General features: G+C 63.7%; 11 protein-coding genes. 4 read left to right on the top strand and 7 right to left on the bottom strand.

All coding sequences use genetic code 11. The features are described from left to right. Positions 1 to 8: 8 nt before the first annotated feature. A complete protein-coding gene (locus tag BM222_RS32245) occupies positions 9 to 1,955 on the bottom strand; it encodes a maltotransferase domain-containing protein (RefSeq protein WP_092237547.1) in 1,947 nt (648 codons plus the stop codon). 204 nt (positions 1,956 to 2,159) lie between these two features. Between BM222_RS32245 and malQ the strand changes: the two genes are divergently transcribed. Both malQ and BM222_RS32235 read left to right on the top strand, forming a co-directional pair. Beyond that, positions 2,160 to 4,121: a 4-alpha-glucanotransferase gene (gene malQ / locus BM222_RS32240; RefSeq protein ID WP_092237543.1), complete on the top strand. Its 1,962-nt coding sequence runs from the start codon at positions 2,160 to 2,162 to the stop codon at positions 4,119 to 4,121. A gap of 45 nt (positions 4,122 to 4,166) precedes the next feature. Further along, positions 4,167 to 5,969 (top strand): glycoside hydrolase family 15 protein, encoded by a 1,803-nt coding sequence (locus BM222_RS32235; protein ID WP_092237540.1) that lies wholly within the window; start codon positions 4,167 to 4,169, stop codon positions 5,967 to 5,969. 198 nt (positions 5,970 to 6,167) lie between these two features. On the opposite strand, the gene BM222_RS32230 is transcribed toward BM222_RS32235, so the two are convergent. From BM222_RS32230 to BM222_RS32205, 6 genes are read right to left on the bottom strand one after another with little or no spacing between them, the layout of a single operon-like run. Further along, positions 6,168 to 6,980, bottom strand: a complete 813-nt coding sequence (locus BM222_RS32230) for an HAD family hydrolase (RefSeq protein WP_092237538.1) — start codon at positions 6,978 to 6,980, stop codon at positions 6,168 to 6,170. Beyond that, positions 6,977 to 7,534: a gluconokinase gene (locus BM222_RS32225; RefSeq protein WP_092237535.1), complete on the bottom strand. Its 558-nt coding sequence runs from the start codon at positions 7,532 to 7,534 to the stop codon at positions 6,977 to 6,979. Before BM222_RS32225 ends, BM222_RS32230 begins: the two co-directional genes overlap by 4 nt. After that, complete coding sequence (pgl, locus tag BM222_RS32220; protein WP_177243592.1) at positions 7,521 to 8,270, bottom strand: 6-phosphogluconolactonase; 750 nt, start codon at positions 8,268 to 8,270, stop codon at positions 7,521 to 7,523. The genes BM222_RS32225 and pgl overlap by 14 nt, the downstream gene beginning before the upstream one ends. After that, positions 8,270 to 9,781 carry a glucose-6-phosphate dehydrogenase gene (zwf, locus tag BM222_RS32215; RefSeq protein WP_092237529.1) on the bottom strand — a complete coding sequence of 504 codons (1,512 nt, stop codon included), beginning with the start codon at positions 9,779 to 9,781 and terminating at the stop codon, positions 8,270 to 8,272. Before zwf ends, pgl begins: the two co-directional genes overlap by 1 nt. A 29-nt stretch (positions 9,782 to 9,810) precedes the next feature. After that, the gene (gene gnd / locus BM222_RS32210) at positions 9,811 to 10,809 is read right to left on the bottom strand and encodes a phosphogluconate dehydrogenase (NAD(+)-dependent, decarboxylating) (protein ID WP_092237526.1); all 999 of its coding nucleotides are present in this window, start codon (positions 10,807 to 10,809) and stop codon (positions 9,811 to 9,813) included. A 12-nt stretch (positions 10,810 to 10,821) separates the two neighbouring features. After that, positions 10,822 to 13,671 carry a bifunctional transaldolase/phosoglucose isomerase gene (locus BM222_RS32205; RefSeq protein ID WP_092237524.1) on the bottom strand — a complete coding sequence of 950 codons (2,850 nt, stop codon included), beginning with the start codon at positions 13,669 to 13,671 and terminating at the stop codon, positions 10,822 to 10,824. A 298-nt stretch (positions 13,672 to 13,969) separates the two neighbouring features. Between BM222_RS32205 and BM222_RS32200 the strand changes: the two genes are divergently transcribed. Both BM222_RS32200 and BM222_RS32195 read left to right on the top strand, forming a co-directional pair. Next, entirely contained in the window at positions 13,970 to 14,239 is a 270-nt protein-coding gene (locus BM222_RS32200; RefSeq protein WP_143106123.1) for a hypothetical protein, read from the top strand. A gap of 340 nt (positions 14,240 to 14,579) precedes the next feature. Further along, positions 14,580 to 16,523: a PrkA family serine protein kinase gene (locus BM222_RS32195; protein ID WP_092237520.1), complete on the top strand. Its 1,944-nt coding sequence runs from the start codon at positions 14,580 to 14,582 to the stop codon at positions 16,521 to 16,523. Position 16,524: the final 1 nt, after the last annotated feature.

Here is a 16,524-nt window from a genome sequence, read left to right as displayed (position 1 = left end):
CGTGATCCTTACGCCAGGCAGCGGAATAGCAGCGCCGGATCGCAGTCGGGATCGATACGCAACCTGATCCCGCCCCATTCGATGCGGGACTGTTCGCCTGTCATGAGATTTTCGAGTGCGGAGATGCGGCGGCGTTCGCCGCCGACGTCGATGGTGAGCTCGCCGAGCGCCAACCAGACTTCGCGCACTGGGCGCGAGAGGGCGATGGCCACGACGACGATGTTGGCCGGCTCGGTCGCTTCCTTCACGAAAGCGATCGTCTCGCCGTGCTCGATGCCAAGGAAGCGCAGATTGGTGGTCTGCTGGAGCGCGGCGTTGTCATGGCGGATGCGGTTGAGCGCGGTGATGTAGGCCTTGATGTTGCCGGGGCGGTCCCAGTCGCGCTGGCGGATCTGGTACTTTTCGGAATCCTGATATTCTTCATGGCCGGGGATGGCCTCGTGCTCGAGCAGTTCGAAGCCGCTGTACAGGCCACAATTGCCCGACAGCGTGGCCGCCAGCGCGAAGCGCGACTTGAACATCCAGGCTTCGCCGCTTTGGAGATGGTAGGGCAGCAAATCCGGCGTGTTGACGAACAGGTTCGGCCGAACGAAGTCCCGCTCCGGATATCGTGTCAGTTCGCCGAGATATTGCTCGAGCTCCCATTTCCCGGTGCGCCAGGGGAAATAGCTGAAAGACTGCGCGAAGCCGAGCTTGGCGAGGCCCCTCATCAGCTTCGGCCGCGCAAACGTCTTGGAGAACAGGATCACCTCGGGATGGCGCGAGCGGATGTCGCGGATCAGCCACTCCCAGAACGGTAATGGCGCTGTGTCGTGATTATCGATCGCGAAGATGGTCACGCCGTGGTCGATCCAGAACAGCATGGCGTCGCGAAAGGCGTTCCACAATCCGACCCGGTCGACGGAGGCGAAATCGGGGATGACGATATCCGAATAAGGACCGTCCGCCGTCCGCACCGAGCGGTCCGGCCGCCATTTGAACCATTCCGGATGCTGCGTCAGCCAGGGATGATCCGGTGAGCATTGCACGGCGAAATCGAGCGCGATCTCGAGGCCATATTCCAGGCAGGTCGCGACCAGCGCGCGGAAATCCTCGATGGTGCCGAGTTCTGGGTGTAGCGCATCATGGCCGCCCTCGGCCGCGCCGATCGCGTAGGGCGAGCCGGGCTCGCCATCGCTCGCGCCCGGTGAATTGTTGCGACCCTTGCGCCGGGTTTTGCCGATCGGGTGGACAGGCGTGAAATAGAGCACGTCAAAGCCCATCGCGGCGATATCGGGCACCCGCGCGATGCAGTCGCGCAACGTGCCGTGCTGGCCGGCGACCGCGCTCTGGCTGCGTGGCATCATCTGATACCAGGCGCCGAAGCGCGCTCTGTCACGTTCGATGACGAGCGGGAAGCTCGGCGATCGCGTGAGGTCGGGCCGCGCCTGGCTCTCCGCCATGGCCTCGCCAAGTTCGGTGGCGAGCAGCGGCGTGACATCGCCGCTGCCGAGATAGTCCTCGCATTGCCTGAGGATGATAGCCGCCGCGTCCTGCCGCGCGCCTTGCGCCTTGGTCAGGAGGCCGGCGCCTTCGATCGCATCGAGCGTGATGTCGCTGCCGGACAACTGCTTGCGCTCGACGCCGTGCCGCCAGGTGGCGAATTCGTCGGTCCAGGCTTCGATGGCATAGACATAGGGACCGGGCTCGGTCGGAACGAATGCGCCGGACCAGCGGTCGTCGCCATGATGGATCATGCTCTCTCGCCGCCATTCTCGCTCCTGCTCGCCGCGCCAGATCAGTGCGGCGCTGATGGTGGCGTCACCGTCGCGATAGATGTCGGCCCACACCTCGACCCGATCGCCCGCGATCCGCTTCACGGCGAAGCGGCCGCCGTCGATGAGGGGATAGACGTCTTCGATCAGGAAAGCGCTGCCGGCCGCGGCACTCTCGACAGTTTGAATTGTCTTGTTCACGGTGATGCCATTGACAAGAAAGCAGGAGCCCGTTTCCCTTGGCGGGAATCCACGCTTGGTACCAGTATAGAAAGCCGCTTGTGTGGCATTGGTTCCCTCGGGAACAGGAGGCGCAGTTTGCGAGTTAAGCGTGACTAACCTCTTCCACCACCTCATTAAAATCGATGACACCGGCCTGACAATGGCCTGCAAGCTGCGTGCCGAATGGATCTTTTAGCTCAAGCCCGGATCAAGGGCGTTCAGTCCGAATTCATCGACGCCCTTGGAAAGCTGCGGGTCACCGCGCCCGAGGCGCTCAAATCCATCCTCGATGCCCTGCCGGAAAAGCGGGTCTACCGCTTCGTCAGCGGGCCGGTCGTGGTGCGCGCGCTGGGCAATCCGCGCACCGAGCTCGCTTCCACCGGCGCGGTGCCGCTGCAATGGAAGATCACCGGCAACGGCGATTTGATCGCAAAGGGTGAGACACGCGAGCCCGTGATCGCCTGGCCCGCCGGCCTGCCGCTCGGCTATCACCGGCTGACCCTGACCGATGCGGCAGGTGCGACGGAAGAGGTGCCGATGATCGTGGCACCGGAGCGTGCCTTTGGTGGCGATTTCGACCGCGGCTGGTTGCTCGCCGTGCAGCTCTACAGCGTCCGTTCGGACCGCAATTGGGGCATCGGCGATTTCACCGATCTGGCGGGGCTCGTCCGGCTCGCCAAACAGCTGGGTGCCGATGGCGTCGGGCTCAATCCGCTGCATGTGCTGTTCGATGATCACCCGGCCGATTGCAGTCCTTATTCGCCAAATAGCCGGCTATTTCTCAATCCGCTTTATATCGATGTCGAGGCCATCCCGGAATTTTCTCCGGACCTCATTCCGGACGCGGCCGCGACCGCTGCGCGGCTGCGCGAAGGCGATCGGGTCCCTTACGCCGACATGGCGGCGCTGAAATGGCTGGGCCTGCGCGCGGCCTTTGACAGTTTCGTGAAGTCGGCGAGCGGTGTCCGCCGCAACCAGTTCGATGCCTTCCGCGCCGAGCGGGCGCCGCTGTTGTCGCGCTTTGCCTGCTTCGAGGTGCTGCGGCATCGTTTCGCCGCGCCGTGGTGGGAATGGCCGGTGGAATGGCGGCAACCGGATGATGCCAAATGCGCCGGGTTGCGCAACGGCCCTGACAAGCACGAGGTCGAATTCGTCGAGTTCGTGCAGTGGACCGCCGACGAACAATTGCGCGCGGCGAAGGAGCTGTCGGCGGAACTCGGCATGCGCGTCGGCCTCTATCTCGATGTTGCCGTCGGCGTGCAGTCCAACGGTTTCGATGCCTGGAACGAGCAGACCGCGATCTCGCGTCAGCTTGCGGTTGGCGCGCCGCCCGATGTGCTCAACACGGTTGGGCAGGATTGGGGCCTTGCCGGATTCAACGCCGGCGGCTTGGAGGCGCAATCCTTCGTGCCGTTCGCCGAGATGGTGGCCGCGTCGATGCGGCATGCCGGCGCGATCAGGCTCGATCACGTGCTCGGACTGAAGCGGCTGTACCTGGTGCCGCGCGGCTTCAAGCCTGACAACGGCGCCTATGTGCAGATGCCGCTCGAGGCGCTGCTGGCCGCGGTGGTCAGCGAGAGCGTCACCCATAAATGCATCGTGATCGGCGAAGACCTCGGCACCGTGCCGGAAGGTTTCCGCGAGACCATGCAGGATTTCGGCATCTGGTCCTATCTCGTCATGATGTTCGAACGCGACGATGCCGGTCATTTCCGCAATATCGACTATTACCGGCCCAACGCACTGGTCACGCTGAACACGCATGACCTCTGCACCTATGCGGGCTGGCGCTCCTTCAGCGATCTCAGGATGAAGCGCTCGCTCGGGCTCGATCCCGGCGAGGACGATCAGGCGCGCTGGAACGCGCTCGGCGGGCTCGACGCGATCCTGCGCCAGAACGGCATCAACGCCAACGATCTCTACTCGGTGCTCACCTTCCTGTCGCGCACGCCGTCGCGTCTGCTCGCGGTGTCGTTGGAGGACCTGCTCGGCGTGATCGACCAGCCGAATATTCCCGGCACCATCGACGAGCATCCGAACTGGCGCCAGCGCTTGCCCGTTGCGCTCGACAAGATCGCCGCCAAGGTCGATCTCGCGGCATTGAAGGCGGCGACGCGGGAACGTTCGCTGCCCGGCGGGAGTTGATCAATCGGGGTTTCCAAGGTTCGGAAAGCCAGGGCTCGCACGACATTGTCACAGAAGATCGAGGACTATGCGTTGATCGGCGACTGCGAGACCGCAGCGCTGGTCGGGCGCAACGGCTCGATCGACTGGCTGTGCTGGCCTGCCTTCGATTCCGACGCCTGCTTTGCCGCCATCCTCGGTACGCCCGGGAACGGCCGCTGGCTGATTGCGCCGAGCGAGGACGTCACCACGATTTCACGCCGCTATCTCGGCGACACCCTCATCCTGGAAACACGATTTGAGACCAAAGGCGGCACCGCCGTGCTGATCGACTTCATGCCGCCGCGTGGCAAGGCCTCCGACATCGTGCGGCTGGTGCGCGGCCTCACGGGTACGATGAAGATGCGGATGGAGCTGGTGATCCGCTTCGGCTTCGGCGTCGACATTCCCTGGGTGCGGAAGATCGACCACTCGCTGCTGGCGGTCGCGGGCCAGGATATGACGGTGCTGCGCACGCCGGTCGAGACCCGCGGCGAGAATCTGACCACGGTCGCCGAGTTCGAGGTCAGGGACGGCGAGACCGTGCCGTTCGTGCTGACCTACGGTCCTTCGCATATCGATCCGCCCCAGGCGATCGATCCCGAGACCGCGCTCCGCGAGACCGAGAAATTCTGGAAGCAGTGGAGTGACCGCTGTGATCGCGAGGGCGATTACCAGAATCTCGTCATGCGCTCGCTGATCACGTTGAAGGCGCTGACCTTCGCCCCCACCGGCGGCATCGTCGCGGCGCCGACCACGTCGCTGCCGGAAAAGCTCGGCGGCGCCAGGAATTGGGACTATCGCTTCTGCTGGCTGCGCGACGCCACCTTCACGCTGCTGGCGCTGATGAACGCCGGGTATACTGAGGAGGCTTCGGCCTGGCACAGCTGGCTCCTGCGCGCCGCGGCCGGCTCGCCCGAAAACATGCAGATCATGTATGGCATCTGGGGCCAGCGGCGCCTCCTGGAATGGGAGGCCGGCTGGCTCGGCGGCTACGAGGGCGCGCAGCCGGTGCGCGTCGGCAATGCCGCCCATGCGCAGCTCCAACTCGACGTCTACGGCGAGTTGATCGATGCCTTCCACCAGTCGCGGATGGCCAAGCTCAAGCTCGATGATGAAGCGACCTGGGCGCTGGAATGCGCGGTGCTCCAGCATCTCGCCGAGGTCTGGGACCAGCCCGATCATGGCATCTGGGAGCGGCGCGGCCAGCCCAGGCATTACGTCTTCTCCAAGGTGATGACCTGGGTGGCCTTCGATCGTGCCATCAAGAGCGCCGAGACATTCGGCTTCAAGGCACCGCTGCTGCACTGGCGCACCTTGCGCGACGCCATTCACCACGACGTCTGCAACAAGGGTTTCGACGCGGAGGAGAACGCCTTCGTCGAATGCTACGGCTCGAAAATGCTCGATGCCAGCGTGCTGCTGCTGTCGGGGGTGGGCTTTCTGCCGGCAGACGACCCGCGCATCCGCGGCACCGTCGCTGCCATTGAAAAGCACATGATGCGCGACGGTTTCGTGCTCCGGCACGATCCGCGCGAGATGTCCGGGGAGACCCAGCCAATCGAGGGCGCGTTCCTGGCCTGCACCCTGTGGCTTGCCGATGCCCATGTGCTGGCCGGCGACACCGACAAGGCGCAGACGCTGTTCGATCGCGTGGCAGCTCTCGCCAACGATGTCGGATTGTTGGCCGAGGAGTATGATTCGATCGCGCGTCGCCAGACAGGCAATTTCCCGCAGGCGCTGACCCACATCGCGCTGATCAACACCGCGCACAATCTCTCAGCCGCGCGGCACGCGAGCGCGAAGCCGGCGATGCAGCGGTCGAAATGAGGGTCGGTGGGGCGCGACGTACCCAGAGCGGAGGCGCGCTCCCTCTTCCGCTAGCGGGGGAGGGCTGGGGCTGTCTCCGCTGGGCGAGAACCCCCAAGAGGAGAGAACCCTCACCCGCCGCTACGCGGCGACCTCTCCGCAAGCGGGAGAGGTTGAGAGAGCCCGCGGCTCGATCGACCAACTCGATGCAATTTCGCCTCAACCAACCCCGTTCCGCTTCAAAATCATCTCCATCGCCTCCGCAAAACCGTCCTGCTCGTTGGTCGCGGTGACGTTTGTCGCCTGGTCCTTGACGTCGTCGGTGGCGTTGCCCATTGCAATCGAGACGCCGCTGACGCGGAACATGGCGAGGTCGTTCTGCATGTCGCCGATGGTGGCGACCGCATCCAGGGAGATGTCCAGGCGCTTGGCCATGGCCTGCACGAAGGTGCCCTTGTTGAAGCCGGGCGGGGTGATGTCGAGATAGTAGGTCTGCGAACGGACGGCGGTCGCCGCACTGCCGAGCGCTTCCTGCATCACCTTTTCGCAACGCTCGAGACCTGCCGCATCGGCACTGGCACCGACGATCTTGCAGGCGCTGGCAAGATACGGCCTAAAGTCCCTCACGATGGTCGGATCGGCGCGGATCGTGTGCTGCTCATGGGCGACATATCTACCGCTCGGATTGTCGATCAGCCATTTGTCGGCAGTGAAGATCCAGATATCGGCGCCGAAATCGCGCAAGATCTGCAGCGACGTCTCGGCCGCGCTTGTCGGGATGAGGTGCTGCTCGACCGGATTCATCTCGGGATCGATGATCGAGGAGCCGTTGAACGGACCGACCGGCAGCCACAGCGCCAGCGGCTCGATCAGGAAGCGCATGCCGATCGCAGGCCGGCTGGAGGTGATGGTGAAGGCGACCCCGGCCTGGTGCAACCGCTGCACCGCGGACCGCGCGCGGTCCGTCAATGTCTTGTCCTTGGTCAGCAGCGTGCCGTCGACGTCGGAAACGACCAAAGAGATTTTCGTCATGGTTGAGCCTTCGTTTCCTTGGCCTTGCCTGTCGCGCCGTCGATCTTCAGCTGTCGCATGATGCCGTCGACGATCTCTTCGACCGATTCGTCGATCGACGCCGTGATGACGTGTTCGCTCGCGTCCGGGGGCTCCAGCGTGTTGAACTGGCTGGTGAGAAGCCCGGGCGGCATGAAGTGACCCTTGCGGTGCGCGAGCCGGTCGGCGATCAGCTCCTGCGTGCCCTTGAGGAAGATGAAGCGGACGTCGTCGCGGCCGCGCAGCAGCACGTCACGATAGCTGTGCTTGAGCGCCGAGCAGGCAATGATGACGTGCTCGCCCTTGTTGCAGACCCGCGCGACCTCGTCGGCAATGGCGTTGAGCCAGGGCCAGCGGTCCTCGTCGGTCAGCGGATGGCCGGCTCTCATCTTCTCGACATTGCTGACGGGGTGAAAGCTGTCGCCATCCTCGAATCGCCAGCCGAGACGCTCGCCGAGCGCCTCTGCAATTGTACTTTTGCCCGAACCCGACACGCCCATTACGATCAACGCACAAGGTGCTTTAACGCCCGCCACGAGTCCCCTCCGGAAGCGCGGCCTGATCGACCAGCCAGACGGTCTCACCATTCGAGCGCGCGCGTACAGCCGGCAGATTCTCGCCATTGAGCATGCGCGTCAAGATCGCCTGCTTGTCACGGCCTGCAATCTCGAACAGCATTTCACGGCAGGCGGCCAATGCAGGCAGCGTCAGCGAGACCCGCGGCACGAAGGGCGCGACATTGGCCTTGGGGACGCCGACGACCCAGCGCGCGGTCTCCTCGACCGCGGGATAGCCGGGAAAGAGCGAGGCGGTGTGCCCGTCAGGTCCGGCGCCCATCAGGACAAGGTCGAACAGCGGTCGGCTCGGGTCGAGCTGGTCAGCCCCATAGAAGGCCTTCAACTCGCGCGCATATTCCTCGGCGCCAGCGTCGGGACTCTCGACCGCGGTCGGCATCGGATGGATGTGGCCAGACGGCGCGCTGCGATCGAGAAACGTGGCGCGAGCCACCGCCATGTTGTTGAGGGGATCGCTCTCGGCGACAAAACGCTCGTCCCCAATGAACCAGTGCACGCGGTCCCAAGGAATCCTGCCGCGCCAGGCATCACTGCCCAGCAACTGGTAGAGCTTCTTCGGGCTGGAGCCGCCGGTGAGGCAGATCGCAATGCGGCCGGGATTGGCTGCTATCCGAGCCATCACTCGTTCGGCTGCGGCTTGCGCCAGGGCCTCGGCGTCGGCGACCACGATCAGGTTTGGCTCCCCGGCCGCCGCCATCACGAGAACTTCCTCCAGCTGCGGCCGTCGCGTCGCAGCAGCTCGTCGGCGCAGGCCGGACCGTCGCTGCCGGCCTCGTAGGTCTCGATGCCGTTGGTGCCTGCGTTCTTCCAGGCATCGAGGAATGGCTGCACCGCCTGCCATCCGGCCTCGATGCCGTCGGCACGCTGGAACAGGATGTTGTCACCGATCATGCAGTCATAGATCAGCGTCTCGTAGCCGGTCGACGGATCGGCCTGAAAATAGTCGCCGTACTTGAATTTCATCTCGACGCCGTCGATCGTGATGCTCGGTCCCGGAATCTTGGCGTTGAACTGAAGCTCGATCGTCTCGCTCGGTGCGATGCCGATGGTGAGAAAGTTCTGCGAGAGACGGTCGACCGCCGTGCCTGAGAACATCGACAGCGGCGCTTGCTTGAACTTGATCGCGACTTCGGTGCGCTTGTGGGCCAGCGCCTTGCCGGTGCGCAAATAGAACGGCACGCCGGCCCAGCGCCAGTTATCGATCATCAGCTTCAGCGCGACGAAGGTCTCGGTGGTGCTGCCGGGCTTGACGTCGTCGGTCTTCCGGTAGTCCGGGATCTGGTCGTCGCCGATGCGGCCTGCGAGATACTGCGCGCGAACCGAGCTCCTGAGCGCTTCTTCCTGGTTCGGCTGCTGCACCGCGCTGAGAACCTCGGCCTTCTCGGAGCGCACGGAATGCGCGTCGAAGCGCGCAGGCGGCTCCATCGCCACCAGCGACATCAGCTGGAACAGATGGTTCGGCACCATGTCGCGCAGCGCGCCGGTGGCGTCGTAGAAGCCGCCGCGATGACCGACGCCGAGCTTCTCCTCCACCGTGATCTGGACGTGGTCGATGTGGTTGCGATTCCAGATCGGCTCGAACATGCCGTTGGCGAAGCGCAGCACAAGGATGTTCTGCACGGTCTCCTTGCCGAGATAATGATCGATCCGGTAGATCTGGTGCTCGTCCATGATCTTCAGCAGTTCGGCGTTGAGCGCGCGTGCCGAGGCGAGGTCGGTGCCGAAAGGCTTTTCGATCACCAGCCGCCGCCAGGTGCCGTTCTCCTTCATCATGCCGGTGCGGCCGAGCTCGCGCGCGGTCGGTGCGAACGCAGCCGGCGGGGTCGCGAGGTAGAACAGCCTGTTACCGCCGGTGTCCTGCGCGCAGTCCAGCGAGTCCAGATGCTCGCGCAGCCGGTCGAACGATGGCGGATCCTTGGCATCGGCCTCGACGAAGCTCACGCGTTCCAGCAGTCTCCTGGCGACGACATCGTCCACCGGCCGGGTCGCGAACTGGCGCAGTCCCTTCAACAGGCTCTCGCGCAGCTCCTGGTCGGACATGGCGCTGCGGCCAACACCGACCACGCAGAATTTCTCCGGCAGCAGATGCTCGGCGGCAAGATTGTAAAGCGACGGGATCACGAGACGGTGTGTGAGATCGCCGGTGGCGCCGAAAATGACGAAAGCGCAATTTTCCGGCTTGCGCTTGGCTTGCGGGTCTTTTGTCACGAGCGATCGGCCTCGCTTGATGGTGTCTCTTATTTGATCTTCGAGGCGTCGGGCTGCGTCGGCTCCTTGTGGCCGCCGAAACCCGCGCGCATTGCGGAGAGAATTTTTTCGGCGAAGGTGTGTTCCCGACGGGAACGGAAACGTGTGTAGAGCGCTGCAGTCAGGACTTCAGCCGGCACGGCCTCGTCGATCGCCGCATTTACGGTCCAGCGGCCCTCGCCCGAATCCTCCACGAAGCCGGAATATTCTGCGAGCTGCGGGCTGTCGGCGAGCGCGGTCGAGGTGAGGTCGAGCAGCCAGGATGGGATCACTGAGCCTCGCCGCCACACTTCGGCGATGTCGGCGAGGTCGAAATCATAGCGATGATCGGCCGGCAGCGCGTCGATATTGGCGTTCTTGAGGATGTCGAAGCCTTCGGCATAGGCCTGCATCAGGCCGTATTCGATGCCGTTGTGGATCATCTTGACGAAATGGCCCGCGCCGGCCGGGCCGGCATGGATGTAGCCCTGCTCGATGCGGGCATCGCGGCCGTCGCGTCCCTTGGTGCGCGGAATGTCGCCGGCGCCGGGCGCGAGCGCCGCGAAGATCGGATCGAGCCGGTCGACGACCTGCTTCTCGCCGCCGATCATCATGCAGTAGCCGCGGTCGAGGCCCCAGACGCCGCCTGACGTACCGACGTCGACATAGTGGATGCCGCGCGCCTTCAGCGCCTTGCTGCGGCGGACGTCATCCTGCCAGAAGGTGTTGCCGCCGTCGATGATGACGTCGCCTTCCTGCATCACGCCCGCGATCGTGTCGATGGTCTGCTCGGTGATGCGGCCCGCAGGCAGCATCACCCAGACCGTGCGCGGCCGCTCGAGTTTCGAGATGAACTCTTCCAGCGTTGCCGAACCCACCGCGCCGTCCGCGGCGAGAGCGTCGACGGCCTTGCTGTCCTTGTCATAGACCACCGTCGAATGTCCCTGGCGCATCAGCCGGCGAACGATGTTGCCGCCCATCCGGCCGAGGCCGATCATGCCGAGTTGCATTGAGATATTCCCTCAGTTCAGTGCGTCGTTGAGCGCCGCATTGAGCGCCGCGAGACCTTTCTTGAGCGGACCCTTCAGGTGCACCCGAAGTGCGCGCCGGCCGCGCTCGGTGAGCACATCGAAGTCGCCGCGCGCCTGCGCCGCCTTGATCACGCCGAAGCTCGCCTTCTGGCCCGGCACGGCCAGGTCCTTGGCGTCATCTGCGGTAATCTGGAGGAACAGGCCGCTGTCGGGGCCGCCCTTGTAGGCTTGTCCGGTGGAGTGCAGGAAGCGCGGTCCGAATTCGGCGCAAGTTGCGACATGCCGTTTCTCGCGCACCTCGAGACGCATGGCCTGAAGCGCATCGATATTGGCCTTGTCGCGTTCGATGTAGCCGAGCAGGGCGACATAATCGCCGCGGCTGAAGCGCGACAGATGCGCCTTCAGCCAGGAGGTGAGGTCGCCGTCGGCGCCGGCTGCGCGCAGCGCCTTGGCGTTGGCGGCGTCGGTGTAGAGATCGGCTTCCTTGGTCCTGACGACAGGCTCTTCGGCCGGCAGCGCGCCGGTCTTCTCATAGGCCGACGTCAGTTCGCGGGTCTTGATCTTGGCGGCTTCCACGTCCGGCTGGTCGAACGGGTTGATGCCGAGGATCGCGCCCGCAACGGCAGTTGCCATCTCGAAGCGGAAAAATTCCTGGCCGAGATGCTCGATCGACTTCATGACGATGCGCACGACCGGATGGCCGGCGGCCTCGATCCCGGCGAGGGCCGAGTCGTGGGCAGCATCGGTCTCGCCTTCCGTGCGGATATCGATGAAGAAGCGATCATTGCCATAGAGCGCGGACTCGCCCAGCGCCTCGCCGGCGATCGGGATCAGGCCCTTGCCTTCCTTGCCGGTCGATTCGGCTATGAGCTGCTCGGCCCAGGCACCGAAATCGGCGATTTTCTTCGACGACAGGATCGTCACCTTGTCGCGGCCTTCGAGGCCGGCAAGTCCCATGGCGAGGCCGAGCTGCACGCCCGGATTCTCGGCTGGTGGCACATCCGGTCCGCAGGAGCGCGCCATCGCGAGCGCATGCTTGAGGAAGGTCTTGACGTCGATGCCGGCCGTGGCCGCCGGCACCAGGCCGAACGGCGACAGCACCGAGTAGCGGCCGCCGATCGACGGCTCACCGTGGAAGATGCGGGCGTAATTCAGCTTCTTGGCGGCCTTTTCCAGCGAGGAGCCGGGATCGGTCACCGCGATGAAGCGGAAGCCGGTCTTGGCCTTGGGGCCGAGGGCCTGCGCGACCCGCTCGTGGAAATAATCCTTCATCGCGTTCGGCTCGGTGGTGCCGCCGGATTTGCTGGAGACGATGAAGACGGTGTTGGCGATGTCGATCTTGGCCTCCATCGCCCGCACCTCGGCCGGGTCGGTGGAGTCAAGCACGTGCAGCTTCGGGAAGCCCGGCTTCCGCGCAAAGGTCTCGGCCAGCACCTCCGGACCCAAGCTCGAACCGCCCATGCCGAGCACGACGGCGTCGGAGAATTTCTGGCGCTTCACGCGGTTGGCATAGTCCTCATAATCGGCGACGTCGGCCTTCGCCGCGCTGTCGAGCCAGCCGAGCCATTTGTCCTCGTCCGTCCCGGTCCAGACCGACTTGTCGCGCTGCCACAGCCTGCGGATCTTGGCCGAGGCGCGCCACTCTTCGGTGCTCTTGGCCACGGCCTTGCCGAGGCTGTCACCCAGCGCGAGCTGCTGGCGGTCGATTGCCGGCCCGAGCACCGTTGCACGCTTGTGGGCGACTGCGCCGTAGAGCTTGTCGGCGGCATCCGCGAACTGCTTGACGCCGTCCCTGACGAGCTCCTCGGTGATCGCGTCGAGCGAGACGCCGGAGCGCTCCAGCTCTTCCAGCACGCGGCGGGCGTCATCGACGTTCTCTTCCAGGCTGTCGCGCGGTTTGCCGTGGTCGCGGAAAGCATCGAGCGTCGCCGGCGGCACCGTGTTGATGGTGTCGGGGCCGATCAGCTCCTCGACATAAAGGACGTCGCTGTAATCCTTGTTCTTGGTGCCGGTGGAGGCCCACAGCATGCGCTGCGGCTTGGCGCCCCTGGCAGCGAGCTTCTCCCAGCGCGGACCCGAGAACAGCCGCTTATAGTCCTGATAGGCAACCTTGGCGTTGGCGATCGCGACCTTGCCCTTCAGGGCGGCGAGCCGCTCCTTTTCAGATGGGTCGTTGGCGCGGGCAATCCTCTCGTCGAGCTGCTTGTCGACGACCGAGTCGATCCGGCTGACGAAGAAGCTCGCCACGCTCGCGACATGGGAGGGGTCGCCGCCGTCGGCAACGTATTTTTCGAGACCCGCGAGATAGGCCTCGGCCACCTTCAGGTAGACGGCTCTGGAGAACAACAGCGTGATGTTGATGCTGATGCCGTTGCCGATCAGCGTTTCGATCGCCGGCAGCCCCTCAGGCGTCGCCGGCACTTTCACCATCAGGTTCTTGCGGTTGACGTCCTTCCAGAGCCGCCGCGCCTCGGCCACCGTGCCTGACGTGTCCATCGCGAGATAGGGCGAGACCTCGAGGCTGACATAGCCGTCATGGCCCTTGAGCCTGTCATAGACCGGGCGCAGCACGTCGGCGGCGTTCTGGATATCCTCGACCGCGACCGCCTCGAACAGGTCGGCCACGGTCCGGTCTCCGCGCTTCAGCGCTTTGCCGATCGGGGCGTCGTACTCGTCCGAACTGCCGATCGCCTTCTCGAAAATCGAGGGGTTGGAGGTGACGCCCTTGACCCCGTCGGTGTCGATCAGCCGCTTCAGGTCGCCCTTGCTGATGAAGCCGCGGGCGAGGAAGTCCAGCCAGACGGCTTGTCCGTGCTTTTCCAGTTCTTTGACGGGATTCATGATGCTCTTTATCTCCAAGCCTGCGGGCGGAGGGGGTTTCCGCGACGGTCCTGACGCGCTATCCTTTAGCTCACATGCTCCCGGGAGGGAACCAATCAAGGGTACAGGCGTCATACTCCAGGTGTAACTCCGTCACGATCATGGCGATCCAGGCGGGAGTCGCGCTTTTGCGTAATAAAGATTCGGCCGGAATGGTCTGGCTGGATTGCTTCGTGAGTGATCCGTCGTGCCGCTGAATGTCGTCGGCGGATAGCGCCGATCGTCATTGGCGCGGCGACTGGCTATGCTGGGGGAAAGCATGCACGCTTGTCCTGACGGCGTTGCGATTGCCGGTAGCCGGCCATCGACTGCGCCAGCCGGCTGTGTCGATGCATCCCATGATCTCGAAATCGGTCCATGCGTCACGCGTCTGCGGCTGGCGCTCGCTGCGACCCTCGTCGCGACGCTGCTGAGCGCGAGCTTTGCCTTGGAATGGTGGCGTGACATCAGCTGTTACGATGCGACGATCGGCCATGGCGGCGTGGCCCTGTTCGGCCCCGTGACGGCCAGGCTTGCACCTCAAAGATGAACGCGACGCGCAAGGCATCGCCCTACAAGCGTCATAAGTTCGCCGCGCGCAGATCGTTCTATGTTGCAGTGCCGGATGGGAGTCGTCCCCGGTATTTGCCCGGATGTGGCGAGCCAGTGACAATTTCTGGAAATGAGCCAAGATAGACTGAGATTCGCACAAATTACAGGCAAGTGCCTGTTCGTAATTCAGCGAGTGCCTACCTTGTGCATTGCGTCGTGTTGGCAGCCAGGTGTCCAATGATCGTCATGTGCTCACGCTGATTCGAAACGCGGCCTGAGGAACGGTCCAGCAACTGCTTTCGTTTCAGCTTGTAGCGGAACTCACGCGGAGAGGGATCATGTACAACGATTCTCTATTCAATGCTTTCGCTCGGTCGTTCGAGGCGAGAAGCCAGCACGACATGTCGATGGCGGAATATCTGGAATCGTGTCGAAGCGATCCCATGAAATACGCGAACGCGGCCGAACGGCTACTAGCGGCGATCGGCGAGCCCCAGACGATTGACACGGCCAAGGACCCACGCCTTGGCCGTATTTTTTTGAACCGCACCATCCGTACCTATCCGGCCTTTGCCGGCTTCTACGGCATGGAAGAAACCATCGAGCGCATCGTCGGCTTCTTCCGCCATGCGGCGCAGGGCTTGGAGGAGCGCAAGCAGATTCTCTATCTGCTCGGGCCCGTCGGCGGCGGCAAATCCTCGCTCGCCGAGCGGCTGAAGTCGCTGATGGAAGTCCATCCGATCTACGTGCTCAAGGCCGGCGACGAACTCTCGCCAGTGTTCGAGAGCCCCCTCAGCCTGTTCGATCCCGATCATCTCGGTCCGATGCTGGAAGAGAAGTATGGCATTCCGCGCCGGCGTCTCACCGGTCTGATGAGCCCGTGGTGCTACAAGCGGCTCGAAGCTTTCGGCGGCGACATCTCCCAGTTCAGAGTCGCAAAAATCCAGCCGTCGCGGTTGCGCCAGATCGCAATCTCCAAGACCGAGCCCGGTGACGAGAACAACCAGGACATCTCCTCGCTCGTCGGCAAGGTCGATATCCGCAAGCTCGAGACCTACGCTCAGAACGATCCCGACGCCTACAGCTATTCGGGCGGCCTCAACCGCGCCAACCAGGGCGTGCTGGAGTTCGTCGAGATGTTCAAGGCGCCGATCAAGATGCTGCACCCGTTGCTGACCGCAACGCAGGAAGGTAACTATATCGGCACCGAGAATATCGGCGCGATCCCGTTCACCGGCGTCATCCTCGCGCACTCCAACGAAGCGGAATGGGCGAGCTTCAAGTCCAACAAGAACAACGAAGCCTTCATCGACCGCATCTGCGTCATCAAGGTGCCGTACTGCCTGCGCGTCACCGAAGAACAGAAGATCTACGAGAAACTGATCCAGGGCTCCGAGCTCGCGTCAGCCCCCTGCGCGCCCTCGACCTTGGAGACGCTGGCGCGATTCTCGGTGATGTCGCGCCTGCGCAAGCACGAGAACTCGACGCTGTTCGGCAAGATGCGGGTCTACGACGGCGAGAGCCTGAAGGAATCCGATCCCAAGGCGCGCAGCGTCCAGGAATATCGCGATGCCGCCGGCGTCGATGAGGGCATGGACGGCGTTTCCACCCGCTTTGCCTTCAAGATACTGGCTGCGACCTTCAATCACGATCCGCAGGAAGTCGCCGCCGATGCCGTGCACCTGATGTACGCGCTGGAGCAGTCGATCCGCAGGGAGCAGCTGCCCGAGGAAGTCGAGAAGCGCTATCTCGAATTCATCAAGGCCGAGCTCGCGCCGCGCTACGCCGAATTCATCGGCAACGAGATCCAGAAAGCCTATCTGGAATCCTACTCGGATTACGGCCAGAACCTGTTCGACCGTTACGTCGATTACGCCGATGCCTGGATCGAGGATCAGGACTTCAAGGACCCTGATACGGGCCAGCTGCTCGATCGCGAGCTTTTGAACCAAGAGCTGACGAAAATCGAGAAGCCGGCGGGCATCGCCAACCCCAAGGACTTCCGGAACGAGGTCGTCAAATTCTCGTTACGCTCCCGGGCCCAGAACGGCGGCAAGAATCCGACCTGGACCTCCTATGAGAAGATTCGCGATGTGATCGAAAAGCGGATATTCTCTCAGGTCGAGGACCTGCTTCCGGTCATCTCGTTCGGTTCGAAGAAGGACGGCGAGACGGAGAAGAAGCACGGCGAGTTCGTCGCACGCATGGTGGAGCGTGGCTACACCGAGCGTCAGGTTCGCCGACTGGTCGAATGGTACATGCGCGTGAAGCAAGCCGGTTGAG

Origin of the sequence: Bradyrhizobium sp. Gha, assembly GCF_900113735.1 — a bacterium.
Taxonomy (GTDB): domain Bacteria; phylum Pseudomonadota; class Alphaproteobacteria; order Rhizobiales; family Xanthobacteraceae; genus Bradyrhizobium.
This window is presented reverse-complemented; position numbering and strand designations above follow the sequence as displayed.

Coding starts and splice junctions, on each gene's coding strand:
- malQ (WP_092237543.1), top strand. CDS start 2,160: ATGGATCTTTTAGCTCAAGCCCGGATCAAGGGCGTTCAGTCCGAATTC.
- BM222_RS32230 (WP_092237538.1), bottom strand. CDS start 6,980: ATGACGAAAATCTCTTTGGTCGTTTCCGACGTCGACGGCACGCTGCTG.
- pgl (WP_177243592.1), bottom strand. CDS start 8,270: ATGGCGGCGGCCGGGGAGCCAAACCTGATCGTGGTCGCCGACGCCGAG.
- gnd (WP_092237526.1), bottom strand. CDS start 10,809: ATGCAACTCGGCATGATCGGCCTCGGCCGGATGGGCGGCAACATCGTT.
- BM222_RS32205 (WP_092237524.1), bottom strand. CDS start 13,671: ATGAATCCCGTCAAAGAACTGGAAAAGCACGGACAAGCCGTCTGGCTG.
- BM222_RS32200 (WP_143106123.1), top strand. CDS start 13,970: ATGCACGCTTGTCCTGACGGCGTTGCGATTGCCGGTAGCCGGCCATCG.
- BM222_RS32195 (WP_092237520.1), top strand. CDS start 14,580: ATGTACAACGATTCTCTATTCAATGCTTTCGCTCGGTCGTTCGAGGCG.